A 26,508-nucleotide genomic window follows, 5' to 3' on the forward strand; every position below is an offset into this window, starting at 1 on the left:
ATCGAATAATATAATTTTAAAATCAAGAAAGTGAGAAACTATGGCAAATTTGGGCTTGAAGGAGCGCTATGATTTCCAGCAGTGGATTATCAAAGACTTGAAAGATAAGAATGGCTATATTCAGCGGGATAATGCTCAGTACAATCCTCGATTAGCCATGGATGAGGAACTCCTATGGGATTTTCTGATGGAGACTCAGGAAGAGACCGTGGATTATCTCCTTAAAAAACTGAGCAAGGAGACGATTATCACTCTTATCAATAAGGAAATCGTCAAGGGTGGTTTTTTGTTCGCCTTAAAAGAGGGAGTCTTTATTGAAAACAAGCAACTGCGCCTCCTCTATCGTAAACCAGCTACTAGTTTTAATGAAAAAGCTGTTCAGCAATATAATGCCAATCGTTTGTCGGTAATTGAGGAAGTGGTTTATGAAGAGGGTGGCCGCATTGACCTTGTTATCTTTATCAATGGGTTAGCGCTATTTGCTATCGAGCTCAAGTTTAATCCTAGTGGTCAGTCAGTTCAGGATGCCATCAAACAACTCAAAGGTCGCAATCCTAATAATCGTCTCTTTCGTTTTGAGCAGGGAGTCTTAGCTTCCTTTGTTGTAGATACTATGGAAATCTACATGACAACTCAGTTAAAGGGTCAAGAAACCTACTTCCTTCCCTTTAATATGGGGAAAGGGGAAGGTATTGATATGGGGAGTGGCAATCCTCACAACCCTAATGGTGTAGATACAGAGTACTTGTGGCTTGATGTATTGACCAAGGATAGTATTCTTCAGCTGATTGAAAGTTTTATCTTCTTTGAGCTTGATAAGAATGATGCTAAAAAGAGAACACTAATTTTTCCTAGGTACCATCAGCGTAGAGCTGTTAGTCGTCTCCTAGAAGACATGAAAGTCAACCATACTGATAGTAATTATCTGATTCAGCATTCGGCTGGTTCTGGTAAAACCAATACCATAGCATGGTTAGCTCATAGTCTGGTTTCACTTCATGATGACCAAAATAGAAATATCGTCGATACAGTTTTAATTGTCACAGACCGTATAGTAGTAGACCGTCAGTTACAAGATGCTGTTAGACAGATTGACCATAAGAACGGTGTTGTGAAGGTGATGGGTGATCGTGAGACATCTAGTGATTTAGCTGATGCCATTGCTGGGAACACAAAGATCATTGCAACGACTATCCATAAGTTTGCCCAAATCAACCAATCCAACTGGATGTCTGTAGGGAATACTGCGAAAAAGAAATTTGCCATCCTGATTGATGAAGCCCATAGTTCAACGACAGGCTCCTACATGAGTTCAGTTAGTCAGGTCTTGACTGAAACGGATACGGAGGATGGAACTATTGATGAGATTCAGGAAGTGACAGTTGCGGATGCCATTGAGCAGGAGATTGCGCGTACAGGAAAGCAAGACAATGTTTCAATCATTGCTTTTACGGCAACTCCTAAGGCAACTACCCTACAGTTGTTTGGTACAACACAGCCCGATGGCTCTAAAGCCCCTTTTGATGTCTACAGTATGAAGCAAGCTATAGAGGAAGGTTTTATCCTAGATGTCTTAGATAACTATACGACTTATAAAACCTACTACCAACTTAATAAAGTAGTAGAAGAAGATCCTGAACTAAAAACTACGCTTGCTAAGCGTAAGATTGCTAAATTCGTGGAATTATCTGATGAGAATATCAATCAAAAGGTTGAAATTATCATGGACCATTTTATCAGTCATGATATTATGGCAGAGTTGGGTGGTCAAGGAAAAGCCATGCTTGTGACATCTGGTCGTGAAGTGGCGGTCAAGTACCAGTTGGCTTTTGAAAAATACTTTAAAGATCACAGTATCACCAGCATTGGTACCTTGATTGCTTTTTCTGGTAAGGTTGATTATCTAGGGAGAGAGTTCTCGGAATCTCAAATGAATCAGTTTAAGGAAGAGCATTTAAAAGAACGTTTTGATACTGATGCTTATCAGGTGTTGATAGTTGCGAACAAGTATCAGACTGGTTTTGACCAACCTAAGTTGGTTGCCATGTATGTGGATAAAAAATTGCGTAGTGTGGCTGCGGTGCAAACGTTGTCGCGCCTGAATCGGATCTTTAGAGGCTATAACAAGAAAACATTTATCCTTGATTTTAAAAATACCTACGACGATATTCGCTCAGCCTTTGCTCCCTACTATCGAGAGACGATTTTAGCTGATACCATTGCTCCTAGTGATGTCTTAAAGTTGGATCGTAAAATTGATGAATATGGTATTCTGGACAGCGAAGAGGTTCAAGAGTTTAATCAATTTTTATATCAAGAAAAACGTTCAAGTAGAGAAAAACAAAAGATGGTCGCTTTGTTGAATAAAGGTTATGATAGAGTGAAACGCTTTGATGAAAAAGAACAATTGTCTATTCGAAAGGTTATTCGCGGTTTTCTTCGGATGTATACTTTCTTGATTCAGGCAACGGCTTATCAAAATGAGGTTTTACACGAACGATATAACTATCTTCAAAGTCTTGTTAAGATGATTGATGTTCGTTTAGGAGGAAATGATTTTACAATTGCAGATAAGATTGTCGTTGATTATATGAAACATAAGCAAACAGGTTCTTTCAGGGCAGTTTCTGAATTAGAATATCAGCCTGAATTAACTCTTCCTAAACCAAGTTTGAGCGATGTTACTGGAGATCAAGAAAAACATTTATCTGAAATCTTAGACGAAATGAACGAACAGTTAAATTTGAACATTGACCAGCAAGTTGGCTTAAGTGGAGCTGTTTCGATTCGTGAATTGATGAAAAAGAATCCAAGGCTTAAACAATCTGCGCGTGTTAATTCTAGGGATGATTTCGTATTTGCCTTTGAAGAAGAAATTGACAATGTCTTGATAGAAGGGTACTCTCAGAGTCAGGATTTGTATGGTGCTCTATTAAATAATGATTCGTTCAAGAAGAGAGTAGCAAATATATTTTTTGATGATGTGTATAAAAGTTTGAAGGGATCCGAAGAATTGTAGTCCTAAAATTCACACAAAACTCTTCAATTTGGGTTTGTGAAAATCGGTTTTTTATGATAGAATATTAAGGAATGTATGTCATTCGATAAACAAATTTAATGAGGTAAAAACATGGAAATCATGACACTTGCGATTGCTGTTTTTGCCGTCATCATTGGTTTAGTCATTGGATATGTCAGCATCTCAGCTAAGATGAAATCATCTCAAGAGGCTGCAGAGTTGATGCTTCTAAATGCTGAACAAGAAGCAACTAATTTACGAGGACAAGCTGAGCGCGAAGCGGATTTACTGCTAAATGAAGCCAAGAGCGAAAGCAAGTCTCTTAAAAAAGAAGCACTATTGGAGGCCAAAGAGGAAGCCAGAAAATACCGTGAAGAAGTGGACGCTGAATTTAAGTCAGAACGTCAGGAGCTCAAGCAAATTGAAAGTCGTTTGACGGAGAGAGCTACGAGCCTTGACCGTAAGGACGACAATTTGACGAACAAAGAAAAAACACTTGAACAAAAAGAACAAAGTATTTCTGATAGAGCAAAAAACCTTGATGCACGTGAAGAGCAATTAGAGGAAGTCGAAAGACAAAAAGAAGCTGAACTTGAACGTATCGGCTCCCTTTCCCAAACTGAGGCTCGAGATATTATCTTGGCTCAAACAGAGGAAAACTTAACTAAGGAAATTGCTAGCCGCATCCGTGAGGCTGAGCAAGAAGTCAAGGAACGTTCAGACAAGATTGCGAAAGATATCTTGGTTCAGGCTATGCAGCGTATCGCTGGTGAGTATGTGGCAGAGTCAACAAACTCGACAGTTCACCTACCAGATGATACCATGAAGGGACGTATTATCGGTCGTGAAGGGCGTAATATTCGTACCTTTGAAAGTTTGACAGGGGTCGATGTGATTATCGACGATACACCAGAAGTGGTAACCTTGTCAGGATTTGATCCGATTCGTCGTGAAATTGCTCGTATGACTATGGAAATGTTGCTCAAGGATGGTCGCATCCACCCAGCTCGTATCGAGGAGTTGGTGGAGAAAAACCGTCAAGAGATTGACAATAAAATCCGTGAATACGGTGAGGCTGCTGCCTATGAGATTGGTGCGCCAAACCTCCATCCAGACTTGATGAAGATCATGGGACGTTTGCAGTTCCGTACTTCTTATGGACAAAATGTCTTGCGTCATTCGATTGAGGTTGCTAAGTTATCTGGTATCATCGCGAGTGAACTTGGTGAAAATGCAGCTCTTGCCCGTCGTGCTGGATTCCTTCACGACATCGGGAAAGCTATTGACCGCGAGGTTGAAGGTAGCCACGTTGAGATTGGTACAGAGTTGGCTCGTAAGTACAAGGAACACCCAGTTGTGGTGAATACCATTGCTAGCCACCACGGTGATGTCGAAGCCGAAAGTGTCATTGCAGTGATTGTTGCTGCAGCAGATGCCTTGAGTGCAGCGCGTCCAGGTGCTCGTAGTGAATCTCTTGAAAGCTACATCAAGCGTCTCCATGATTTGGAAGAAATCGCCAACGGCTTTGAAGGAGTGCAAAATAGCTTTGCTCTTCAAGCAGGACGTGAAATCCGTATCATGGTTAATCCAGGACAAATCAAGGACGACAAAGTCACAATCTTGGCTCACAAAGTTCGTGAGAAAATTGAAAACAATCTCGATTACCCAGGAAATATCAAGGTAACCGTGATCCGCGAACTTCGTGCAGTAGATTATGCTAAATAAATAAGAAAGAGCAGTTGAAATATTACTGCTTTTTTGTTACACTAGATAGAAAGACTGTAGAAGGATAACTGACGCTATCATCAGTATCCAAGAGAAATTTCACTTTATTTCACAGACTAACTAAAGGAGACATAATGGCAGACCGAGGCTTGCTAATCGTTTTTTCTGGTCCTTCAGGAGTTGGGAAAGGAACGGTTAGAAGAGAGATTTTTGAGAGTTCTGAGAATCAATTTCAATACTCTGTATCGATGACGACGCGTGCGCAACGTCCTGGTGAAGTGGACGGAGTGGACTATTTCTTCCGTACTCGTGAAGAGTTTGAAGAGCTGATCCGTCAAGGTCAGATGTTGGAATATGCAGAATATGTCGGTAACTACTATGGAACTCCGCTGACCTATGTCAACGAAACCCTAGACAAGGGAATCGATGTCTTTCTTGAGATTGAAGTCCAAGGAGCACTTCAGGTTAAGAAAAAGGTTCCAGATGCTGTTTTTATCTTTTTAACGCCACCAGATTTGGATGAATTGCAAGACCGCTTGGTAGGTCGTGGAACAGATAGTGCAGAAGTGATTGCCCAACGAATCGAAAAAGCCAAGGAAGAAATTGCTCTCATGCGTGAGTATGATTATGCCATTGTCAACGATCAGGTGCCCCTCGCTGCTGAACGTGTCAAGCGTGTGATCGAAGCAGAACACTTCCGTGTGGACCGTGTCATTGGTCACTACCAGGAGATGTTGCCAAAATCTCCAACTACTCGATAAACTATAGGAAACAGGTACAAGCAAATGATGTTAAAACCCTCTATTGATACCTTGCTAGACAAGGTACCATCAAAATATTCACTCGTAATCTTGGAAGCAAAACGTGCCCACGAACTAGAAGCAGGTGCGCCAGCGACTCAAGAGTTTAAGTCCGAAAAATCAACTCTTCGTGCTTTAGAAGAAATCGAGTCAGGAAATGTTACGATTCACCCAGATCCAGAAGGAAAACGTGAAGCGGTTCGTCTCCGTATCGAAGAAGAAAAACGCCGCAAAGAAGAAGAAGAAAAGAAAATCAAAGAGCAAATTGCTAAAGAAAAAGAAGATGGTGAAAAAATTTAAGGTTGGGGGGACTCAATCTTATTTTTTCTATTGCAAGAATTTACTGACAAGAAGGAGGTGAGAGAATGGCTATCGCAAAGATTATCGTGGATGTTCCCCTGATGCAGACGGACCAGCCCTATAGTTATAAGGTCCCAGAGGAATTTGTAGAGATGCTGGAAGTCGGTATGCGGGTCCATGTTCCTTTTGGCAAGGGCAATCGTTTGATTCAAGGGATTGTGCTAGGCTTGGAGTCCCAGTCGGATGAAGAAGCTGCCAATCAGAACTTGAAAGAGATTGCGGAAGTGCTGGATTTTTCTCCAGTATTGACTCGAGAGCAACTCTGGTTGGCTGAGGAATTACGCAAGTCCGTCTTTTCTTACAAAATCTCCATCCTAAAGGCCATGCTTCCAGGATTTTTAAACTCCAGTTATGATAAGATTCTCTATCCTCTGGAAGGTCTGAGCCAGGCAGAACGAGAGCGTCTGTTTGGTTCAGAAGATTCGCTAGCCTTTTCTTCCCTAGATTTGGCCAAGCAGGCAGAAATGATGCGCTTGACCAGGAAAGGTTTGCTCCGTTTAGAATACCAGGCAGTCGATCAAAAGAAGGTCAAGACCCAGTCTTGGTATGAGGTTGATGCTACTCGACTAGAGCAGATTGAGATTTCTGCGCGTGCTAAGAAAAAAGCAGAGCTGAGAGACTATTTGCTGTCTCATCCTAAGAGTGCTCCTCTGGCTAGTTTGTTAGAGTCCTACTCACGCGAGCAAGTCAACTTCTTTGTGGAGCAAGGCGCTCTAACCCTAGTCCAAAAGGAAGTGCAACGCTCAGCCGCTTATTTTGAAGGCATTGAAGCAAGTATACCTTTGGAATTGAATCGGGAACAAAGACAGGCGCGTGATGCCGTTGTCAGTGCTATTGGCAGTCAACAGCCTCCATTCCTCCTTCAAGGGATTACAGGAAGTGGGAAAACTGAGGTTTACTTGCAGATTATCCAAGGAGCCTTGGACAAGGGTAAGACGGCCATTTTGCTGGTACCTGAGATTTCTCTGACGCCACAAATGACGGAGCGTTTTATTGCTCGATTTGGTGAGAAAGTAGCCATTCTTCACTCAGGCCTATCCAATGGTGAAAAGTACGACGAATGGCGCAAGGTTGAGCGTGGAGATGCCCAAGTTGTCGTTGGCGCTCGATCAGCTATCTTTGCTCCTTTGAAAAATCTAGGTGTTATGATTATTGACGAAGAGCATGAAGCCAGCTACAAACAAGACAGCAATCCCCGTTATCATGCCAGAGAGGTCGCCATTTTACGGGCCCAGTACAATCAAGCAGCCCTAGTCCTTGGTTCGGCAACACCGAGCTTAGAAAGCCGTGCGCGGGCTGGCAAAGGTGTCTATCAACACTTACGCCTGACCCAACGGGCCAATCCTTTAGCCACTATTCCTGAGGTTCAAGTGATTGACTTTCGTGACTATATCGGGCAGAATGAGACGTCAAACTTTATGCCCCCTTTGCTAGAGGCCATCCAAGACCGCCTGGATAAAAAAGAGCAGGTAGTCCTCATGCTCAACCGTCGGGGTTATTCTAGCTTTGTTATGTGTCGGGAGTGTGGGACGGTGGATAGTTGTCCCAACTGTGACATTTCTCTGACTCTCCACATGGATACCAAGACCATGAACTGCCATTACTGTGGCTTTTCCAAGGGGATTCCTCAGGTCTGTCCCAACTGTCAGAGTCGCAGTATTCGTTACTACGGGACGGGGACTCAGAAAGCCTACGATGAGCTAGCAGAGCTCTTTCCTCAGGCTCGCATTCTGCGGATGGATGTGGATACGACTCGCAAGAAAGGCAGTCACCAAGCTCTTCTAGACCAGTTTGGCCGAGGGGAAGCAGATATCTTGCTGGGAACTCAAATGATTGCTAAGGGCTTGGATTTTCCAAATGTGACCCTAGTCGGAGTCCTCAATGCGGATACAGCCTTGAATCTGCCTGATTTCCGTTCTTCTGAGAGAACCTTCCAACTCTTAACTCAGGTGGCAGGACGGGCAGGTCGTGCGGAAAAAGCTGGGCAGGTCTTGATTCAGTCATACAATCCGGAGCACTATGCCATTCGTTTTGCCAAGGATCAGGACTACGAAGGCTTTTATGCTTATGAAATGGGAATCAGGCGCCAACTCGGCTATCCGCCTTATTATTTTACGATTGGGATTACCCTCTCTCACAAGAAAGAAGAAGAGGTTGTCAAACGTGCTTATGAAGTTATGGGAATTTTACGCTCAGGTTTATCGGAAACTAGTAAAATCCTTGGACCAACGCCAAAACCCATCGCCCGTACCCACAACCTTTATCATTACCAGATTTTGATTAAATACCGTTTAGAAGATGAGCTGGGACAGACTCTCAATCGGGTTTTGGCCTTGACTCAAGAACGGGAAAATAGTGAGCTTCGTCTCAGCATTGACCATGAACCGCAGCAATTTTTATAAGAAGGAGAAGAAATGACAAAACTAATCTTTATGGGGACTCCCGATTTTTCAGCGACAGTTTTGAAGGGGTTGTTATCAGACGACCGTTATGAAATTCTAGCAGTTGTGACTCAGCCTGATCGCGCTGTCGGCCGTAAAAAAGTGATCCAAGAAACCCCGGTTAAGCAGGCTGCCAAAGAAGCAGGCCTTCCTATCTACCAGCCTGAAAAATTATCTGGAAGTCCAGAGATGGAAGCCATTATGAAGCTAGGAGCAGATGGGATTGTGACCGCTGCTTTTGGGCAATTTCTCCCAAGTAAACTTCTTGATAGCATGGACTTTGCGGTCAATGTTCACGCTTCCTTTCTTCCCAAACACCGTGGTGGAGCTCCCATTCATTATGCCTTGATTCAAGGGGATGAGGAAGCTGGTGTGACCATTATGGAGATGGTCAAGGAAATGGATGCAGGGGATATGATTTCTCGTCGCAGTATTCCTATCACAGATGAGGACAATGTCGGCACCTTGTTTGAGAAATTAGCGATTGTTGGCCGTGACTTGCTTTTGGACACTTTGCCTGGCTATATTGCCGGGGAGATCAAACCTGTGCCTCAGGACCCAAGCCAAGTCACTTTCTCGCCAAATATCAAACCAGAGGAAGAGAAACTCGATTGGACTAAAACCAATCGTCAACTCTTCAACCAAATACGTGGCATGAATCCATGGCCTGTTGCTCACACTTTTCTCAAGGGTGATCGCTTTAAGATTTATGAAGCCCTGCCAGTAGAAGGTCAGGGAGCTCCAGGTGAGATTCTGTCTATTGGCAAGAAGGAATTGATTGTCGCAACGGCTGAAGGTGCTCTGTCTCTCAAGCAAGTGCAGCCAGCTGGTAAGCCTAAGATGGATATTTCTTCCTTCCTCAACGGAGTGGGACGGACATTGACTGTAGGAGAACGATTTGGTGACTAAAGTAGAAACGGCTAGAAGTCTAGCTCTAGCAGTGCTAGAGGATGTTTTGGTTAACCAAGCATACTCCAATATTGCCTTAAACAAACACCTTAAGGGGAGTCAACTCTCAGCAGCAGATAAGGGCTTGGTGACAGAAATTGTCTACGGTACGGTAGCCCGAAAACTGACTCTGGAATGGTACCTGTCCCACTTTATCGAAGACCGGGATAAGCTAGATAACTGGCTCTATATCCTGCTCCTCCTGAGCGCTTACCAACTTCGGTATCTGGATAAGATTCCTAATCATGCTGTAGTCAATGAAGCGGTAGAGCTAGCTAAAGCCCGTAAAAAAGGTAGTGAAAAATTGGTCAACGCTGTCCTTCGTCGTATTTTGCGAGAAGGCTGGCCAGATATTGACAGCATCAAACGCAAAAATAAGCGTGATTCCATTGCCTATTCTCTCCCAGTTTGGCTAGTATCTAAGCTCAAGGAAGAATACGGTGAAGAGCGAGCACAAGCCATCTTTAAAAGTCTCTTGGTACGCAATAAGGCTAGCATCCGGGTGACCAACTTGAGCCGAAAAGAGGAAATTAAAGCCGTGTTAGAGGCGGCTGATTCCCCTTTGGCAGCCACTGGTCTGGTCAAGGAGCAAGGCCACTTTGCAGGACATGATTTGTTCGCAGAAGGGGCTATAACCATCCAAGACGAGTCCAGTCAATTGGTTGCTCCGACTCTTGATCTACAAGGTGATGAACAGGTCCTGGATGCCTGTGCCGCTCCAGGTGGGAAAACAGCCCATATGGCTTCCTACCTCACATCTGGTAAGGTGACGGCTTTGGATCTTTATGTTCATAAGTTGGACTTGATCCAAGAAAATGCGGAGCGTTTAGGTGTGGCAGAACGAGTGCAAACGCAAAAATTGGATGCCAGAAAAGTACATGAGTTTTTTGAAAAAGACTCCTTTGATAAGATTTTAGTAGATGCCCCTTGTTCTGGAATCGGCCTCTTGCGCCGCAAACCAGATATCAAATACAATAAAGAAACGGCAGATTTCACGTCCCTACAGGAAATTCAGCTGGAAATATTAGGTAGTGTTTGTCAAACACTACGAAAAGGTGGTATAATAACGTATAGTACCTGTACTATTGTCTCTGAGGAGAACTTTCAAGTCGTTGAGGCGTTTTTAGAAAGTCATCCCGAGTTCGAGCAGGTTAAACTAGAACACGAATGTAAAGATATCCTGAAAGATGGCTGCATCCTGATCACTCCTGAATTGTATGGAAGTGATGGATTCTTTATCAGCCAATTTCGCAAGATATCAGAATAGGAAGGAACTGACACAATGGAAATAGCATTATTAACAGATGTTGGTCAGAAACGGACAAATAATCAGGACTATGTCAATCACTTTGTCAACCGAGCAGGACGCACTATGATCATCTTGGCTGACGGGATGGGAGGGCACCGTGCAGGAAATATCGCTAGTGAGATGGCGGTAACAGACCTCGGTGTAGATTGGGTGGATACCCAAATTGACTCAGTCAATGAAGTTCGTGAGTGGTTTGCCCACTACCTGGAGATTGAAAATCAAAAAATTCATCAACTAGGTCAGGACGAAGCCTACAGAGGCATGGGAACAACGCTAGAAGCTGTTGCGTTTATTGACAACCAAGCCATCTATGCTCACATTGGAGATTCTCGTATCGGTTTGATTCGTGGGGAAGAATACCACCAGTTGACAAGTGACCATTCTTTGGTCAACGAATTGCTCAAGGCTGGTCAATTGACTCCAGAAGAAGCAGAAACTCACCCTCAAAAGAATATCATCACCCAGTCTATCGGACAAAAAGATGAAATCCAGCCTGATTTTGGGATGATTACACTGGAGTCAGGAGATTATCTCTTGCTCAATAGTGACGGTTTGACCAATATGATTTCGGCAAGTGAGATTTATGATATCGTAACCAGCGATATTTCTCTAGCAGACAAGGCGGCAACCCTCATTCGCTTCGCTAACAATGCAGGAGGTTTAGACAACATTACGGTTGCCCTTGTTTACATGAACGAGGAGGCGGCAGAATGATCCAAATCGGCAAGATTTTTGCCGGGCGGTATCGGATTGTCAAGCAGATTGGTCGAGGAGGCATGGCAGATGTTTACTTGGCCAAGGATTTGATCCTAGATGGGGAAGAAGTGGCAGTTAAGGTCCTGAGGACCAACTACCAGACGGACCCGATTGCTGTGGCACGTTTCCAGCGGGAAGCGAGGGCTATGGCGGATCTGGACCATCCTCATATCGTTCGGATAACAGATATTGGTGAGGAAGATGGCCAACAGTACCTAGCTATGGAATACGTAGCAGGACTCGACCTCAAGCGTTATATCAAAGAACACTATCCTCTTTCAAATGAAGAAGCGGTTCGGATTATGGGACAGATTCTTTTGGCTATGCGTTTAGCTCATGCTAGAGGAATTGTTCACCGAGATTTGAAACCTCAAAATATCCTCTTGACACCAGATGGAACTGCTAAAGTTACTGACTTTGGGATTGCAGTGGCCTTTGCAGAGACGAGTCTGACCCAGACCAACTCGATGCTGGGTTCGGTTCATTATTTGTCACCTGAGCAAGCGCGTGGTTCTAAAGCGACTTTCCAGAGCGATATCTATGCGATGGGGATTATCTTCTATGAGATGCTGACGGGACATATCCCTTATGATGGAGATAGCGCGGTTACGATTGCACTCCAGCATTTCCAGAAGCCACTTCCGTCCGTCATTGCTGAAAATCCATCTGTCCCTCAGGCTTTGGAAAATGTTGTCATCAAGGCAACTGCTAAGAAATTGTCTGATCGCTATCAGTCTGTTTCAGAAATGTATATGGACTTGTCAACTAGCTTGTCTTATAATCGTCGGAATGAACCGAAACTGGTCTTTGACGATGCGAGTAAGGCGGATACGAAGACTTTACCTAAAGTCCCACAAAGTACATTGACCTCGATTCCAAAAGCTCCGGCGCAGGAAGAACGTCCTCAGTCAAAGAAACCAACTCAACCAGTGGCAGAACCGGCTCCAGCGCCAAAACCTGCCAAGAAACGGAAGTTTAAGGCTCGCTATATGATTCTTTTGGCCAGTCTTCTATTGGTTGCAGCCTCTTTGGTCTGGATTTTGTCTAGAACACCTGCAACGATTCCTATTCCTGATGTGGCTGGACAAACTGTTGCAGAGGCCAAAGAAGCACTCAAAAAATCTAAGTTTGAAGCTGGTGAGGAGAAATCTGAAGCTAGTGATACAGTAGCGGAAGGACGCGTTATTCGAACCGATCCTGAAGCTGGCAGCGGCCGCAAAGAAGGGACCAAGGTCAATTTGGTTGTCTCTTCTGGCAAGCAATCCTTCCAATTGAGCAATTACGTCGGACGTAAGTATACGGATGTTGTAGCTGAACTCAAGGAGAAGAAGGTTCCTGAAAATCTAATCAAGATGGAAGAGGAAGAATCCAGCGAAAGCGAACCTGGAACCATTCTCAAACAAAGTCCTGCGGCAGGTACGACTTATGATCTTTCAAAAGCTAGCATAATTACTTTAACGGTTGCTAAGAAAGTAACAAGCGTTTCTATGCCAAGTTATATTGGTTCAAGTCTCGAATTTACAAAGAATAATTTGACTCAGATTGTCGGTGTAAAAGAGGCTAATATTGAGGTTGTCGAGGTTTCGACTGCTCCTGAAGGGACAGCAGAAGGTACAGTTGTAGATCAAACACCAAAAGCGGGTGAACAGGTTGACCTTGCTAGCACGCGTATCAAACTTTCCATCTACAAACCGAAAACACCACCGTCAACTTCATCTTCTAGTTCTGCACAACGTGGGAACCAAGGTTCTTCTACAACTCCAAATCAGGGGAACCAACAAGGAAACACTCCTTCAACTAGTCAATCAAATAGTGAAGGAACCCGTGAAAGTTCTCGAGATTAAACGAATCTTTGTCATGATTTCATGACAAAGATTTTTTTTAACAAGATTTTGTGATAAAATATAGGGAGTAGAAAAAAGGAGGAGAAAATGGACGAATCGAGAGAGTTGAATGCCGTCATTGATGTCATTATGTTAGCTGGAACCATTCTCTTGAAAAGTGGTTCGGAGATTCATCGGGTTGAGGATACCATGATTCGTATTGCCCATTCACAAGGGATTATGGATTGCAATGTTCTTGCCATGCCCGCTGCTATTTTCTTTTCTATTGAAAATACTAATATTTCTCGAATGAAGCGGGTGACATCATCCTCCTATAACATCGAAAAAGTTTGTGATGTCAACCAAGTATCTCGTGAACTTGTGGGTGAGCAGATTGATCTTTCTACAGCCTTTACAAAGCTCAAAGAAATCGGCAATCAACCCCTTCCTTATAGCAAGTTTCAAGTAACCATCGCAGCGACCCTTAGTGCCCCCTTCTTCTCGATTATGTTTGGGGGAAATGTCTATGACGCATTTGGTGCTGCCATTGCGACCTTGTTTGGGTTTGCCTTCTCTCTCTATGTCGAGAAGTTTGTCCGAATTCCATTTGTAACAGCCTTTGCGGGCGCCTTTGTTTTTGGCTTGATTGCTCAGTTTTGGGCTCGCTACACTGGATTTCCTTCGACAGCAGACCTGATCATAGCAGGAGCAGTCATGCCCTTTGTTCCAGGGATTGCTCTGACAAATGCGGTTCGGGATATCATGACTAACCATATCAACTCTGGTATGAGCAAGATGTTTGAATCTCTGCTCATTACCCTCGCTTTAGGGGCCGGCACTTCAGTCGCCCTGGTTTTGATGACATAAGATGACTCTAACAAGTATTTTACTCCAAGCGGTGGCGAGTTTACTCGCCATTATCACCTTTCTAATCGTACTGAATGTCCAACGCTCCATGCTCCTTCCTGGTGGAGTTTTGGGGATGGGCGTATGGCTCCTCTATCTCGTCCTCAAAGAACCAACCAATGTTATTGTTGCGACCTTTATCGCGGCGGTGGTTGGCTCTTGCATCAGTCAGATTTTAAGTATTCTCTATAAGACGCCAGCAGTGGTTTTTGTTCTGGCCATTCTTGCCCCCTTGGTGCCAGGTTATTTATCCTATCGGACGACTGCTTTTTTTGTAACAGGCGATTACAGTCATGCCCTTGCCAGTGCGACTTTAGTGGTTATGTTGGCTCTGGTCATTTCTATCGGGATGGCAAGTGGAACGGTGATTTTAAAGCTCTATTACTACATCCGAAAACAACGAGGAATCTCCTCCTAATGCAGTCAAAGCAAAGGCTTGATTTGTTGAATCAAGTCTTTTTTCTCTCATTTGTTCCTATTTGTGATAAAATAGAATAGAACGATTTTTTACAATGAATGAAAAAACAGAGGTAAATATGACAATCGGTATTGATAAGATTGGTTTTGCAACCAGTCAATATGTCTTGAAATTACAAGACCTAGCAGAAGCAAGAGGAGTTGATCCGAATAAATATAGTAAGGGTCTCTTATTAAACGAAATTAGCATTGCACCATTGACTGAGGATGTTGTCACCTTAGCTGCCAGTGCAAGTAACTCTATTTTGACAGATAAAGAAAAAGAAGAAATTGACATGGTCATCGTGGCGACCGAGTCAGGGATTGACCAGAGTAAGGCAGCGGCAGTCTTTGTTCACGGTCTATTAGGTATCCAGCCTTTCGCTCGCAGTTTTGAAATCAAAGAGGCTTGTTACGGAGCAACAGCTGCCCTCCATTATGCCAAGTTGCATGTGGAAAATTCTCCAGAGTCCAAGGTCTTGGTCATCGCCAGCGATATTGCCAAGTATGGTGTAGCGACTCCAGGTGAACCAACTCAGGGAGCTGGGAGTGTGGCGATGCTGATTACGCAAAATCCGCGTACCATGGCCTTTAACAATGATAATGTTGCCCAAACGCGTGATATTATGGATTTCTGGCGTCCGAACTATTCAACTACTCCTTATGTAAACGGCTTGTACTCAACTCAGCAATATCTTGACAGTCTTACGACGACTTGGGATGAATACAAGAAACGCTATGACTGGACTATGAATGATTTTGCGGCTATCTGCTTTCACTTGCCTTATCCCAAATTAGCCCTAAAAGGCTTGCGCAAGATGATGGATAAGACTTTGTCTCAGGAAAAAAAGGATAGTCTGCAAGAAAACTTTGATAAGTCCATTCTCTACAGTCAGATGATTGGGAATATCTACACAGGCTCTCTCTTCCTTGGGCTTCTCTCCCTTTTGGAAAATGCAGAGAATTTGAAGGCTGGAGATAAAATTGTCCTCTACAGTTACGGAAGTGGAGCGGTTTCAGAGTTCTTTAGTGGAGAACTGGTTGAAGGCTATGAGGCCTACCTTGATAAGGATCGTTTGACCAAACTCAAGCAACGTACAGCATTGTCTGTTACAGACTATGAAAAAGTCTTCTTTGAAGAGGTGGAGTTGGATGAGTCTGGTTCAGCTCAATTTGCAGATTTTGAAAATCAAGACTATGCCTTGGTTGAAATTCTCGACCACCAACGCCGTTATAGCAAGGTTGAAAAATGATGAAGATAAGTTGGAATGGATTTTCTAAAAAAACATACCATGAGCGCCTTGAGTTATTGAAAGCTCAGGCGCTCCTTAGTCCTGAAAAGCAAACGAGTCTGGAGCAGGATGAACAAGTCAGCTTGGCTGTTGCAGATCAGCTGAGTGAGAATGTGGTGGGAACTTTTTCTCTACCTTATTCGATCATTCCAGAGCTTGTGGTGAATGGTCAGGACTACACAGTTCCCTATGTGACAGAAGAGCCCTCAGTGGTTGCTGCGGCCAGCTATGCCAGCAAAATCATCAAGCGAGCAGGTGGCTTTACTGCTCAAGTACATGAGCGCCAGATGATCGGTCAGGTAGCCCTTTATCAAGTTGCTGATCTTGAACAAGCTCAAATGAAGATTGCCAATAAGAAAGCGGAGCTCTTGGAACTTGCAAATCAAGCCTATCCTTCTATCGTCAAACGTGGTGGCGGGGCGCGTGATTTGCATGTAGAGCAGATCAAAGGTGAAACAGACTTTCTCGTTGTTTATCTCCATGTTGATACTCGGGAAGCCATGGGAGCCAATATGCTCAACACCATGCTGGAAGCCTTGAAACCAGTCTTAGAAGAACTCAGTCAAGGACAGAGCCTTATGGGAATTTTGTCCAACTACGCGACCGATTCTCTGGTGACTGCAAGCTGTCGTATCGCCTTTCGCTACTTGAGCCCTCAAAGGGATCAAGGACGAGAAATTGCGGAAAAAATAGCCTTGGCCAGCCAGTTTGCGCAGGCTGATCCCTACCGAGCAGCGACTCACAATAAAGGGATTTTTAATGGTATTGATGCCATTTTAATAGCCACGGGTAATGACTGGCGTGCCATCGAAGCTGGTGCCCATGCCTTTGCCAGTCGAGATGGACACTATCAAGGTCTCAGTCGATGGAGTCTAGATAGGGACACAGAAGAATTGGTCGGTGAGATAACACTACCTATGCCCGTAGCGACCAAGGGGGGCTCTATCGGTCTCAACCCACGTGTAGCCCTCAGTCATGAACTACTGGGAAATCCTTCTGCCAAAGAATTAGCTCAGATTATCGTATCCATCGGTCTCGCCCAAAACTTTGCGGCTCTCAAAGCCTTGGTAAGTACGGGCATTCAGCAAGGCCACATGAAATTGCAGGCCAAATCCTTAGCTCTGTTAGCTGGTGCTAGTGAGTCTGAAGTTGCTCCCCTCGTTGAGCGCCTCATCGCAGATAAAACCTTTAACTTAGAGACAGCCCAGCGTTATCTAGAAAACTTAAGATCATAAAAAACTCAGACGAATCAGTCTGAGTTTTTTTGTGTTTAAATACTTTTTCCAGGTAATAGGGTGACGGGTAAGAAGTAACCAGTTGTCGCGACCTCTTTGCCTTCAATCTTCTGCAAGAGGAGATCAACAGTGAGGTGGGCAATCTCTTTCATAGGTTGCTTAATCGTTGTCAGGTGAGGATAGTAGTTCTCGATAAAGTAAGTCCCATCATAGCCAATGACCTTGAGCTCTTCAGGAACAGAAATTCCTAGTTCTTGAGCGATTTTGATAACCAGGATAGCTGTCAAATCATCCGAAGCAAAAATCGCATCTGGTTTCTGATGGGTCAAGATATTCTTGATTTCCATTTCTTTTCGGACGGGTGAAAAGTCACTCGAAACATTGATAATAGGCGCTTTCGGAAGAACAGAGGCAAAGCCAGCGTGACGAAGTCCAGTCGGTGAATTCGAGTTATCATTTCCTGTAATCATGATGATAGACTGGGCGCCAGTCTTGACCAAGGTTTGGGCGGCGAGGACCCCGCCACCGTAGTTATCAGAGGAGACGACAGGAATGTCTGGTGATAGATTTCGGTCAAAGGAAATGATCGGTGCCGTCACACGATTGTAGTCTTCGATTCCCAAGTTGTGACTTCCAGAAATGATACCATCGACCTGGTTGGCCTCCAGCATTTCAATGTACTCCCGTTCTTTTTCAGAGTCATGTTCGCTGTTACAGATGATGGTTTTGTAACCATTTTTGAAGAGTTGGTGTTCCAACTTGTCAATCAACTCTGCATAAAAGACATGACTGATGTTTGGAAAAATAAGTCCAATCAACTTGGCAGATTTTCCTTGAAGGCTTCGAGCCAGATTATTGGGCTTGTAGCCTAGCTCTCGCATGGCTTCATTTACCTTTTGAATGGTTTTCTCAGATAGATAACCCTTTTTATTGATGACCCGTGAGACGGTAGTGGGGCTGACGCCTGCAAGTTTTGCGACATCAGTTAGTTTTGCGACCATAATCTAATTCATAGTAAGTTCCAGTTGGGTTTCCAGACTTGATGAGGATACCATTTTGGTCCGCATGTGGGAAGACACGACCAGAAAATACTTTTTCTCCTTTATTGATGAAAATTTCAAAGACCGACTTGTCGATGAAGATAGTGGCAGTAGTAGCTTGGTTATCGATAGGGCAAGACCGAGTCGTACCAAATTCTTGAGCATACTGTTCACCAGCCTGACTACGATCCACTGTCACCTGTTCATTGACAAGGTCAAAGTTGATTGAAAGCCCCTTGCCTTCTTTATCAGCGAGCAAGACAATCTCGCTTTGGCTATTGGCCTCCAAGTTGAGCTCGAGTTCATAGGTGTTATTGGTTTGAGTACGGTTTGAGAAGACCTCTTCAGAAGAACGAAGTTCTTTGACGGCTGAGACAGGATATTGGTAGAGTTTGCCATCTTTGATAGTGAGTTCTTTGACCAATGAGAAGGTTCCTTGGTGGTCAAAACGGTCAGATGGGTAAGAAACATCTGGCAACCCAAGCCAACTTACTGCTAGTGCACGTCCATCTGGAGCGTTGAAGGCTTGCGTTGCATAGGCTTCAAAACCATAGTCTAGATTTTGCAATGGAGACACCTCTACCATTTTAGCATTTTCAGGATCAAAGGAAGCCCCGATTTTGTACATGTTTGGATAGATATTATCATAGTCTAGAACACTCTTATCCAATCCTTGTGGGCAGTAGAGAAGAACAGGTTGCTCCCCTACAAAGACTAGATTTGGACATTCCATCATGTAGGCAGTGCGGTCGTTAGCAAAGTCAAGGTCGTCAACTGCTTGCCAGTTTGTGTAATCATTGTCCACAGCCTTGTAGAGACGGACGAAGCCTTTTTTCTCTAAGTCCTGTCCACCGACGATAGCATAATATTGACCTTTGAAGTTAAAAATTTGTGGGTCACGGAAGTGATCAGTAGAGTCTGCTGGCTGGTCAATCAAGACCTTGTCAATCTTTGTAATCTTGCCATCCTTATCTAAAAGAGCCCCGATCTGGTAAGGGTGACGGATCCAGTTTTCATCACGGACATTTCCAGTATAGAATAGGAACAACTGATCGCCAAACTGCATGGCAGAACCAGAGTAGGCACCGTGGCTATCTAATGGAGTATCTGGCAAAACTTTGACTCCAGTTTCTGTAAAGTGCACTAAATCATCACTTTCAAGCTGCACCCAAGACTTCAACCCATGAGCTGCACCAAAGGGGAAGTTCTGGTAAAAGAGAATCCATTTGCCATCAAAATAAGAAAAGCCATTTGGATCATTGAGAAGCCCCATTTTAGGCTCGACATGGTAACGAGTATGCCAAGGAGATTGTGCCATCGTTTCCTTGATTTGTTTGATTTCATCATTAGACCAGTCTTCATAGCGTCTATAACGGCGCTCAGTTGTCCATTCCATTTTATCTTTCCTCCATAAGTTCTATTCTACTATTAATAGTAAACGTTTTCGGCAAAAAAAGCAAGTCTTTTATGTTAAAAAAAAGAAAAATATGTTAAACGATTGCCAGAAATTAAGTAAAGGAAATCTAACAAATTTTCACGAAAAAATGAAAGAAAATGTAAATAAAAGCCTTGATTCCTCAAGTATAAAGATATTTTTTTGAGGAAAAAGAGAATAACCCTCAAAAACGAGCAAAAATAATCAGAGAAAAAAGAAAGGGAATAAAAATTTCTGCAAAACGCTTGACATATCTTGGAAACGTGATAAAATAATAGTCGTAGGGCGAATAAAATCGCTTTCAAACAAGAACAAAATTTTATAAGGAGATTTTTGCAAATGAACAATCAGGATATTGCAAAAAAGGTCATCGAAGCCCTTGGCGGACGTGAAAATGTCAACAGTGTAGCCCACTGTGCGACTCGTCTACGTGTCATGGTCAAAGATGAAGGGAAAATCAATAAGGAAGTGATTGAGAACTTGGATAAAGTTCAAGGAGCTTTCTTTAACTCAGGTCAATACCAAATCATCTTTGGTACTGGTACAGTAAACAAGATGTACGACGAAGTCGTTGCACTCGGTTTGCCAACCTCTTCTAAAGAAGATATGAAAGCTGAAGCTGCTAAACAAGGAAACTGGTTCCAACGTGCAATCCGTACTTTCGGTGACGTCTTTGTACCAATCATCCCAGTTATCGTAGCAACTGGTCTCTTCATGGGTGTGCGTGGTCTCTTGACTGCTCTTGGAATGACACTTCCAGCTGACGTGACAACATATACTCAAATCTTGACAGATACAGCCTTCATCATCTTGCCAGGTTTGGTTGTTTGGTCAACTTTCCGTGTATTCGGTGGTAACCCAGCTGTTGGTATCGTTCTTGGTATGATGCTCGTTTCTGATTCACTTCCAAATGCCTGGGCTGTTGCGTCTGGTGGTGAAGTAACTGCAATGAATTTCTTTGGCTTTATTCCTGTTGTTGGTTTGCAAGGTTCAGTTCTTCCAGCCTTCATCATCGGGGTTGTCGGAGCTAAGTTTGAAAAAGCAGTTCGTAAGGTTGTTCCAGATGTACTTGACCTCTTGGTAACACCGTTTGTAACACTCCTTGTAATGTCAATCCTTGGATTGTTTGTTATCGGACCAGTCTTTCACGTTGTTGAAAACTACATTCTCATTGGAACAAAAGCTATTCTTAACTTGCCATTCGGACTTGGTGGTTTCTTGATTGGTGGAGTTCACCAATTAATCGTCGTATCAGGTGTTCACCACATCTTCAACTTGCTTGAAGTTCAATTGCTTGCTGCTGACCACGCTAACCCATTCAACGCTATCATTACTGCAGCTATGACTGCTCAAGGTGCTGCAACTGTTGCCGTTGGTGTTAAAACGAAGAATCCTAAACTGAAAACTCTTGCTTTCCCAGCTGCTCTTTCTGCCTTCCTAGGTATTACTGAGCCTGCTATCTTCGGGGTTAACTTGCGTTTCCGTAAGCCTTTCTTCCTTTCATTGATCGCTGGTGCTATCGGTGGTGGATTGGCTTCAATCCTTGGACTTGCTGGTACTGGTAATGGTATCACAGTCATCCCTGGTACAATGTTGTACATTGGTAACGGTCAATTATTCCAATACATCCTTATGGTAGCTGTATCATTCGTTCTTGGTTTTGCACTTACTTACATGTTTGGTTACGAGGACGAAAAAGAAGTTGCTTCTGAAGTGGCAACAGAACGTTTGGTTCAAGAAGAAACAACTGGTAACATTCCAGTAGCTCCTCAAAATGAAACAATCCAAACTCCAATCGTTGGGGACGTAGTTGCTCTTGAGAATGTTAATGACCCAGTCTTTTCAAGTGGTGCAATGGGACAAGGGATTGCTGTAAAACCAAGCCAAGGTGTAGTTTATGCACCAGCTGATGCAGAAGTATCAATCGCCTTTGCTACAGGACATGCTTATGGTTTGAAGACAGCAAATGGAGCTGAAATCTTGATCCACGTTGGTATCGATACGGTGACTATGAACGGTGAAGGCTTTGAACAAAAAGTTGCTCAAGGCGACAAGGTTAAAGCTGGTGATGTTCTTGGAACCTTTGACTCAAACAAAATCGCTGCTGCAGGTCTTGATGACACAACAATGGTTATCGTAACCAACACAGCAGACTACGCTTCTGTGACACCAGTCGCAAGCGGTTCAGTTGTCAAGGGTGACGCTATCATCGAAGTGAAAGCCTAGTCCTCTTCGAAAATCAAATCTAAAAACAAAACGAACAAATATCATGTTTGTTCGTTTTTACTTGGATGGTAAGATTTACAGAGGAAAATCTAAAATATTGAGAAATCTAGCTCTTTAAAATGTGCTATAATAGAGAAAACAAAGATAAGAGGTTTATCATGACAAAATTATATGGAAGCTTAGAAGCGGGTGGTACAAAGTTTGTCTGTGCTGTCGGAGATGAAAATTTTAATGTTGTAGAAAAAACACAGTTTCCTACAACAACTCCTATCGAAACGATCGATAAAACCATCGAATTCTTTTCTAAATTCGATAATCTTGCAGGTCTTGCCATCGGTTCCTTCGGTCCGATTGATATCGACAAAAACTCAAAAACCTATGGCTTTATCACAACGACTCCAAAACCTCACTGGGCAAATGTAGACCTACTTGGTGCCCTTCGCCGCTCCCTCAACGTACCCATGTATTTCACAACGGACGTAAATAGCTCTGCCTATGGTGAGGTGGTTGCCCGTAACAATGCTGGTGGCCGTATCGAAAACTTGGTTTACTACACGATCGGTACAGGGATCGGTGCAGGTGTTATCCAACGTGGTGAGTTTATCGGTGGTGTGGGTCACCCTGAGATGGGTCACTACTATGTGGCCAAACACCCAATGGACGAGGAGAAAGAGTTTAACGGCGTTTGTCCTTTCCACAAGGGCTGTTTGGAAGGCTTTGCGGCTGGACCAAGTCTTGAAGCTCGTACAGGTATTCGTGGTGAAAACATCGAACTCAACAGTCCTGTCTGGGACGTTCAAGCCTACTATATCGCTCAGGCTGCGGTCAATGCTACAGTGACTTTCCGTCCAGATGTCATCGTCTTTGGTGGTGGGGTTATGGCCCAACAACACATGCTGGACCGTGTACGTGAGAAATTCACTGCTCTTCTTAATGGCTACCTACCAGTACCAGACGTGCGTGACTACATTGTCACTCCAGCAGTTGCAGGAAATGGTTCTGCCACACTTGGAAACTTTGTCCTTGCTAAGAGTGTCGCAAAATAAAATAAACAAAACATCCGCTTGGGAAACCAAACGGATGTTTTGTTTGACGAAAACGTTTTTGAGCCTTTCCTTAAGTGATGACGGACGGTAGCGACTTTCTTCGAAATTCCATACCTTAACTTTGAGCCTAATGTCTCAAAGTTTCCGAACACCTGAAACCATTAGATTTCAGGTGTTTTTATCACGGCGGAAAGGCTAGGTAAGTCCTCGCTTCACTATTGACAAATAGGCATGATTTCCATACCAAAGTATATTTAGTATCAGGCTATTTTCTATTCTCAAAACATCTGCCAGAAGAAATCAATAATATAGGTCAAACCATAAGTATAAACCACTAGGGTAAAGGGCTTGGTCAGAATGATGATAATCATATAGCGTTTGAAGGTCATCTTGGTAAGGGCAGCCAGCATACAGAGAAAGTCAGCTGGACTGACAGGCCAGATCATCATAAAGATAAAGAAACGTTCGAAACGATTGCCCTTATCTAGCCAACCGATATACTTGTCATAGGTGCGTTTGCTGACGACGGACTGGACAAAGGCAGCTCCATAGAGACGCACGAGGTAAAAGATAATGGCACAGCCAATTACGATGCCGATATAGTTATAGATAGTCCCGATGATGTGGCCGTAAATAAAGACCCCAGCCACTGAGGTTAAAGCTCCCGGAATGATCGGAACGACGGTTTGTAAGATCTGTAAAAAGATAAAGAGTGGTGGTCCCCAAACCCCAGCTTGCTGGATAAAGGCCGACAGGGTTTCCTTGGACTGTAAAACACCCGCCTGATAGGCCCAAATACAGAAAATCAAGGTGCCGACTCCCCCGACGATAGATGAGATATTGATAACTTGCTGCAGAAGGGGAGAAACAGCTTTCATTTGCTTATCCTGTGACATGTAAACTCCTCATAGATAGTATGATTCTACTATACCATATTTTGAGGAGAAAAACTATCTGTATTATCTGACTGGAGAAATAAGTGTGGTAAAATGAGAATAAGAAAATGACGGTATAGAATGAGGGGTATCATGTTAGATTTAAACTTTAAAGGAAGCTGGCGCCAATATCAAAAACAGGTCTTGGATCGTTTTCAGGACTATCAAGCAGACGGTCATGTTCATCTAGTGGCTGCCCCAGGGTCTGGAAAGACCACCATTGGTATCGAGCTAATCGCTCGTTTTGGCAACCCAGCCCTCATCTTAGTTCCGACTGTCACCATTCGTGAACAATGGGTAGATAGGATTCAAGCTGCTTTTCTAGAGGATGGTCAGAGGCTTTCAGACCTCGTTTCCCAAAACTTAAAGGAGATGAAGGCATTAACGATTGTGACCTATCAGGCTTTTCATAGTGCCATGAACCAACTGCAATCACAAGAAGATGGAGAAGCAGAGGATTTTGTGGGGTTTGATTTGCTTGCAAGCCTAAGAGCTCAGAAAGTTGCGACTCTTTGTTTGGACGAATGCCACCACCTGCGCAATGAATGGTGGAAAAGTCTGGAAGCCTTTCGCAAGCAGTATGGACCGCTGAAACTCATCTCCTTGACAGCGACACCACCTTATGACAGCGATCCTGAACTCTGGGAACGCTATATCCGTATGTGTGGGGAAATCGACCAAGAAATCACGGTACCTGAACTAGTCAAGGAAGACACTCTTTGTCCTCATCAGGATTTTGTCTATATGTGTTCACCAACAGCTGAAGAGGCGGAACGTCTCAAACGGTTTGAGGAGACTAAGTGGGACTATATTCATCGCCTTATAGTCGATCCTGATTTTCAAACATTTGTAGCAGATTCAAAGGTCCTTAAAGGGGATATTTCATCTGATTTGCTCTTAGAAGATCCTAAGTATTTGTCCGCTATGTTGATTTATATGCATTCTCAGGGATTAACGATTCCTCCCTCTTTACAAAATTTACTGGGAACCCAGAAGCTTCCAGCATTGACCTCCTACTGGCTGGAGACGCTGTTGCAGAGCATACTCTATCAGACACCAGATTGGTATGAGGATCCAGATGGATATAGGAAAAAGTTAGAGGCTGACTTGAAGGCGCGTGGGTTGGTGGAAAAACGTCAGGTTTATCTGGTTAAGTCTAAGGCTTCTGACCAGCTTTTAACCCAATCTCTGGGGAAATTGTCTGCCATTGTCGATATCTTTTTGACGGAGTATGAGAGTCTAGGTCAGGAACTGAGACAGTTAGTACTAGCTGACTATATTCGCAAGGATTTTGCTACCTATCTGGGAGATAATCAGGCAACCATTTCTCAGTTGGGGGTTCTCCCTTATTTTGAAAGCATTCGTCGAAAAGCTCAGGAGCAAGAGATACCTGTGTCTTTGGCTGTCTTGTCAGGTAGTGTCGTTATTTTGCCTACCGATGTGGCAGCAGAGTTGAAGGAACTCTTGCCTCAGGTCCCTCTTAGTTTCTCATCTATTGGTCACTTGGATCAAAAAGATTATGTGCAGGTCGGTTTTCCGAGCTCAGCTAAGGGAATCGTAGCGGCAGTGACGGAGCTTTTTCAACGAGGGCGGATTCAAGTCCTAGTCGGAACCAAATCTCTCCTCGGAGAGGGTTGGGATGCTCCTTGTGTTAATTCCCTAATCCTCGGAAGCTTTGTGGGGAGCTTTATGCTGAGTAACCAGATGCGTGGCCGTGCCATTCGTATCTGGCCGGGGCATCCAGAAAAGACCAGCAACATCTGGCATCTGGTAGCCGTACAAGCGCAAGCACTCATCACTCTTCCTGGTGAGGAGCTTATACCAGAGAGCAATCAGGATCTGCAGACCTTGTCGCGAAGGATGGAGCATTTTCTTGGCTTGGCTTATAATCAGGAGAGTATTGAGACCGGTTTGGATCGTTTGGATTTTCCAAAGCCCCCTTTTAAGAAAAAGCAAATTAGTGAGTACAATGAGCGAGTTAAGAGTCTCTCCAAGGATCGAGCAGGATTGAGAAAAAAATGGCAAGATGCTCTTGTCGTAGCGGATCAGCTCGAGATAGTTACAGAAGTCGCGACTCAAAAACAGAAGGTCCCAGTCATGCTCTTGCTTGATGCATTAAAATGGGTTCGCATGTCATTGCTCTTGTTGGCAGTAGATTTGTTAGTCTTGCTATTTAGACTGAGACTGATCGGTGTTTGGTGGCTTACAGCAGCCTGTCTCCTCTTTTTGGTCTTTGCATCTTGGCGCTACCTCCGTTATAAAAGTCCCTATAAACGCTTGCAGTCTCTGGGGGAGCAAATCCGAACGGCTCTGCTAGATTCGGGGCATCTAACGGATGATCAATCCCGTGTTCAGGTAGAGGAGGACAAGGAAAATTATATGGTTTTCGCCTATCTCAAGGGAGGAAGCATGAGGGACAAGGAGCTGTTTGCGCAGACTGTGGGAGAGTTCTTTGCTCCAGTGGATAACCAGCGTTATCTCTTGAAGGCAGAGAAAGTCCGACAAGGTCAGTCACCTTACTATGCCGTGCCTAGTCTTTTTGACAAGCGCAAGGATGAAGCACAGAAATTCCTCGACTTTCTGACGCCGACTATCGGACGTTATCATCTCGTCTACACACGAACAGAGGCAGGACGGAAAACTCTTCTCGAAGCTCGTATCAAAGCTCTCTCCAATAAAAATGACCGTACCTTGACTAAGAAGAAGGTTAAAAGCCGATTGGAGTAGGGGAGGTAAAATATACCCCTCTAGAAAAT

At 43.8% G+C, this 26,508-nt stretch carries 19 protein-coding genes; 16 read left to right on the forward strand and 3 right to left on the reverse strand.

Going from position 1 to position 26,508, the window contains the following annotated elements; genetic code table 11:
* Positions 1-40 precede the first annotated feature (40 nt).
* The 13 genes from EKB01_RS05795 to EKB01_RS05855 all read left to right on the forward strand — a co-directional run bounded on the left by EKB01_RS05795 (position 41) and on the right by EKB01_RS05855 (position 17,070).
* Positions 41-3,019, forward strand: coding sequence for a DEAD/DEAH box helicase family protein (locus tag EKB01_RS05795; protein WP_044021239.1), 2,979 nt, complete (start codon positions 41-43; stop codon positions 3,017-3,019).
* Positions 3,020-3,130: 111 nt separating this feature from the next.
* On the forward strand, positions 3,131-4,744 hold the full coding sequence (locus EKB01_RS05800; protein WP_033606008.1) for a ribonuclease Y: 1,614 nt from the start codon (positions 3,131-3,133) through the stop codon (positions 4,742-4,744).
* Between the two features lie 134 nt (positions 4,745-4,878).
* Positions 4,879-5,505, forward strand: coding sequence for a guanylate kinase (gene gmk / locus EKB01_RS05805; protein ID WP_000775041.1), 627 nt, complete (start codon positions 4,879-4,881; stop codon positions 5,503-5,505).
* Between the two features lie 24 nt (positions 5,506-5,529).
* A complete protein-coding gene (gene rpoZ / locus EKB01_RS05810) occupies positions 5,530-5,844 on the forward strand; it encodes a DNA-directed RNA polymerase subunit omega (RefSeq protein ID WP_002874282.1) in 315 nt (104 codons plus the stop codon).
* A 65-nt stretch (positions 5,845-5,909) separates the two neighbouring features.
* Positions 5,910-8,306 (forward strand): primosomal protein N', encoded by a 2,397-nt coding sequence (locus tag EKB01_RS05815; protein ID WP_167266041.1) that lies wholly within the window; start codon positions 5,910-5,912, stop codon positions 8,304-8,306.
* 12 nt (positions 8,307-8,318) lie between these two features.
* Entirely contained in the window at positions 8,319-9,254 is a 936-nt protein-coding gene (fmt, locus tag EKB01_RS05820) for a methionyl-tRNA formyltransferase (protein ID WP_167266044.1), read from the forward strand.
* A complete protein-coding gene (gene rsmB / locus EKB01_RS05825; RefSeq protein WP_167266046.1) occupies positions 9,247-10,560 on the forward strand; it encodes a 16S rRNA (cytosine(967)-C(5))-methyltransferase RsmB in 1,314 nt (437 codons plus the stop codon). The genes fmt and rsmB overlap by 8 nt, the downstream gene beginning before the upstream one ends.
* A 15-nt stretch (positions 10,561-10,575) precedes the next feature.
* The gene (locus EKB01_RS05830; RefSeq protein ID WP_000401532.1) at positions 10,576-11,316 is read left to right on the forward strand and encodes a Stp1/IreP family PP2C-type Ser/Thr phosphatase; all 741 of its coding nucleotides are present in this window, start codon (positions 10,576-10,578) and stop codon (positions 11,314-11,316) included.
* Positions 11,313-13,202, forward strand: coding sequence for a Stk1 family PASTA domain-containing Ser/Thr kinase (gene pknB, locus EKB01_RS05835; RefSeq protein WP_061588401.1), 1,890 nt, complete (start codon positions 11,313-11,315; stop codon positions 13,200-13,202). Before EKB01_RS05830 ends, pknB begins: the two co-directional genes overlap by 4 nt.
* Positions 13,203-13,289: 87 nt before the next feature.
* The gene (locus EKB01_RS05840; protein ID WP_167266049.1) at positions 13,290-14,048 is read left to right on the forward strand and encodes a threonine/serine exporter family protein; all 759 of its coding nucleotides are present in this window, start codon (positions 13,290-13,292) and stop codon (positions 14,046-14,048) included.
* Position 14,049: 1 nt separating this feature from the next.
* Positions 14,050-14,505, forward strand: coding sequence for a threonine/serine exporter family protein (locus tag EKB01_RS05845; protein ID WP_167266052.1), 456 nt, complete (start codon positions 14,050-14,052; stop codon positions 14,503-14,505).
* A gap of 118 nt (positions 14,506-14,623) precedes the next feature.
* A complete protein-coding gene (locus tag EKB01_RS05850; RefSeq protein ID WP_167266180.1) occupies positions 14,624-15,796 on the forward strand; it encodes a hydroxymethylglutaryl-CoA synthase in 1,173 nt (390 codons plus the stop codon).
* On the forward strand, positions 15,796-17,070 hold the full coding sequence (locus tag EKB01_RS05855) for a hydroxymethylglutaryl-CoA reductase, degradative (protein ID WP_167266183.1): 1,275 nt from the start codon (positions 15,796-15,798) through the stop codon (positions 17,068-17,070). The genes EKB01_RS05850 and EKB01_RS05855 overlap by 1 nt, the downstream gene beginning before the upstream one ends.
* A 35-nt stretch (positions 17,071-17,105) precedes the next feature.
* Here the strand turns inward: EKB01_RS05855 and EKB01_RS05860 are convergent, their stop codons facing one another.
* Complete coding sequence (locus EKB01_RS05860) at positions 17,106-18,071, reverse strand: LacI family DNA-binding transcriptional regulator (RefSeq protein WP_033606002.1); 966 nt, start codon at positions 18,069-18,071, stop codon at positions 17,106-17,108.
* Positions 18,052-19,506: a sucrose-6-phosphate hydrolase gene (locus EKB01_RS05865; RefSeq protein ID WP_167266054.1), complete on the reverse strand. Its 1,455-nt coding sequence runs from the start codon at positions 19,504-19,506 to the stop codon at positions 18,052-18,054. The genes EKB01_RS05860 and EKB01_RS05865 overlap by 20 nt, the downstream gene beginning before the upstream one ends.
* 378 nt (positions 19,507-19,884) lie before the next feature.
* Here EKB01_RS05865 and EKB01_RS05870 point away from each other — a divergent pair, with 378 nt between their 5' ends.
* On the forward strand, positions 19,885-21,771 hold the full coding sequence (locus EKB01_RS05870) for a sucrose-specific PTS transporter subunit IIBC (RefSeq protein WP_167266057.1): 1,887 nt from the start codon (positions 19,885-19,887) through the stop codon (positions 21,769-21,771).
* Positions 21,772-21,929: 158 nt separating this feature from the next.
* The gene (scrK, locus tag EKB01_RS05875; RefSeq protein WP_167266060.1) at positions 21,930-22,817 is read left to right on the forward strand and encodes a fructokinase ScrK; all 888 of its coding nucleotides are present in this window, start codon (positions 21,930-21,932) and stop codon (positions 22,815-22,817) included.
* 278 nt (positions 22,818-23,095) lie between these two features.
* On the opposite strand, the gene EKB01_RS05880 is transcribed toward scrK, so the two are convergent.
* Positions 23,096-23,713 carry a TVP38/TMEM64 family protein gene (locus tag EKB01_RS05880; protein WP_000076176.1) on the reverse strand — a complete coding sequence of 206 codons (618 nt, stop codon included), beginning with the start codon at positions 23,711-23,713 and terminating at the stop codon, positions 23,096-23,098.
* Positions 23,714-23,845: 132 nt separating this feature from the next.
* Between EKB01_RS05880 and EKB01_RS05885 the strand changes: the two genes are divergently transcribed.
* Positions 23,846-26,479, forward strand: a complete 2,634-nt coding sequence (locus EKB01_RS05885) for a DEAD/DEAH box helicase family protein (protein WP_167266062.1) — start codon at positions 23,846-23,848, stop codon at positions 26,477-26,479.
* Positions 26,480-26,508: the final 29 nt, after the last annotated feature.

This window comes from Streptococcus sp. CCUG 71758 (genome assembly GCF_011714815.1).
In the GTDB taxonomy this organism is placed as follows: Bacteria; Bacillota; Bacilli; order Lactobacillales; family Streptococcaceae; genus Streptococcus; species Streptococcus halitosis.

Bases quoted from the DNA above. Each gene is read 5' to 3' on its own strand.
- EKB01_RS05795 (WP_044021239.1), top strand. From the start codon at position 41: ATGGCAAATTTGGGCTTGAAGGAGCGCTATGATTTCCAGCAGTGGATT.
- EKB01_RS05800 (WP_033606008.1), top strand. From the start codon at position 3,131: ATGGAAATCATGACACTTGCGATTGCTGTTTTTGCCGTCATCATTGGT.
- gmk (WP_000775041.1), top strand. From the start codon at position 4,879: ATGGCAGACCGAGGCTTGCTAATCGTTTTTTCTGGTCCTTCAGGAGTT.
- rpoZ (WP_002874282.1), top strand. From the start codon at position 5,530: ATGATGTTAAAACCCTCTATTGATACCTTGCTAGACAAGGTACCATCA.
- EKB01_RS05815 (WP_167266041.1), top strand. From the start codon at position 5,910: ATGGCTATCGCAAAGATTATCGTGGATGTTCCCCTGATGCAGACGGAC.
- fmt (WP_167266044.1), top strand. From the start codon at position 8,319: ATGACAAAACTAATCTTTATGGGGACTCCCGATTTTTCAGCGACAGTT.
- EKB01_RS05830 (WP_000401532.1), top strand. From the start codon at position 10,576: ATGGAAATAGCATTATTAACAGATGTTGGTCAGAAACGGACAAATAAT.
- pknB (WP_061588401.1), top strand. From the start codon at position 11,313: ATGATCCAAATCGGCAAGATTTTTGCCGGGCGGTATCGGATTGTCAAG.
- EKB01_RS05840 (WP_167266049.1), top strand. From the start codon at position 13,290: ATGGACGAATCGAGAGAGTTGAATGCCGTCATTGATGTCATTATGTTA.
- EKB01_RS05845 (WP_167266052.1), top strand. From the start codon at position 14,050: ATGACTCTAACAAGTATTTTACTCCAAGCGGTGGCGAGTTTACTCGCC.
- EKB01_RS05850 (WP_167266180.1), top strand. From the start codon at position 14,624: ATGACAATCGGTATTGATAAGATTGGTTTTGCAACCAGTCAATATGTC.
- EKB01_RS05855 (WP_167266183.1), top strand. From the start codon at position 15,796: ATGAAGATAAGTTGGAATGGATTTTCTAAAAAAACATACCATGAGCGC.
- EKB01_RS05860 (WP_033606002.1), bottom strand. From the start codon at position 18,071: ATGGTCGCAAAACTAACTGATGTCGCAAAACTTGCAGGCGTCAGCCCC.
- EKB01_RS05865 (WP_167266054.1), bottom strand. From the start codon at position 19,506: ATGGAATGGACAACTGAGCGCCGTTATAGACGCTATGAAGACTGGTCT.
- EKB01_RS05870 (WP_167266057.1), top strand. From the start codon at position 19,885: ATGAACAATCAGGATATTGCAAAAAAGGTCATCGAAGCCCTTGGCGGA.
- scrK (WP_167266060.1), top strand. From the start codon at position 21,930: ATGACAAAATTATATGGAAGCTTAGAAGCGGGTGGTACAAAGTTTGTC.
- EKB01_RS05880 (WP_000076176.1), bottom strand. From the start codon at position 23,713: ATGTCACAGGATAAGCAAATGAAAGCTGTTTCTCCCCTTCTGCAGCAA.
- EKB01_RS05885 (WP_167266062.1), top strand. From the start codon at position 23,846: ATGTTAGATTTAAACTTTAAAGGAAGCTGGCGCCAATATCAAAAACAG.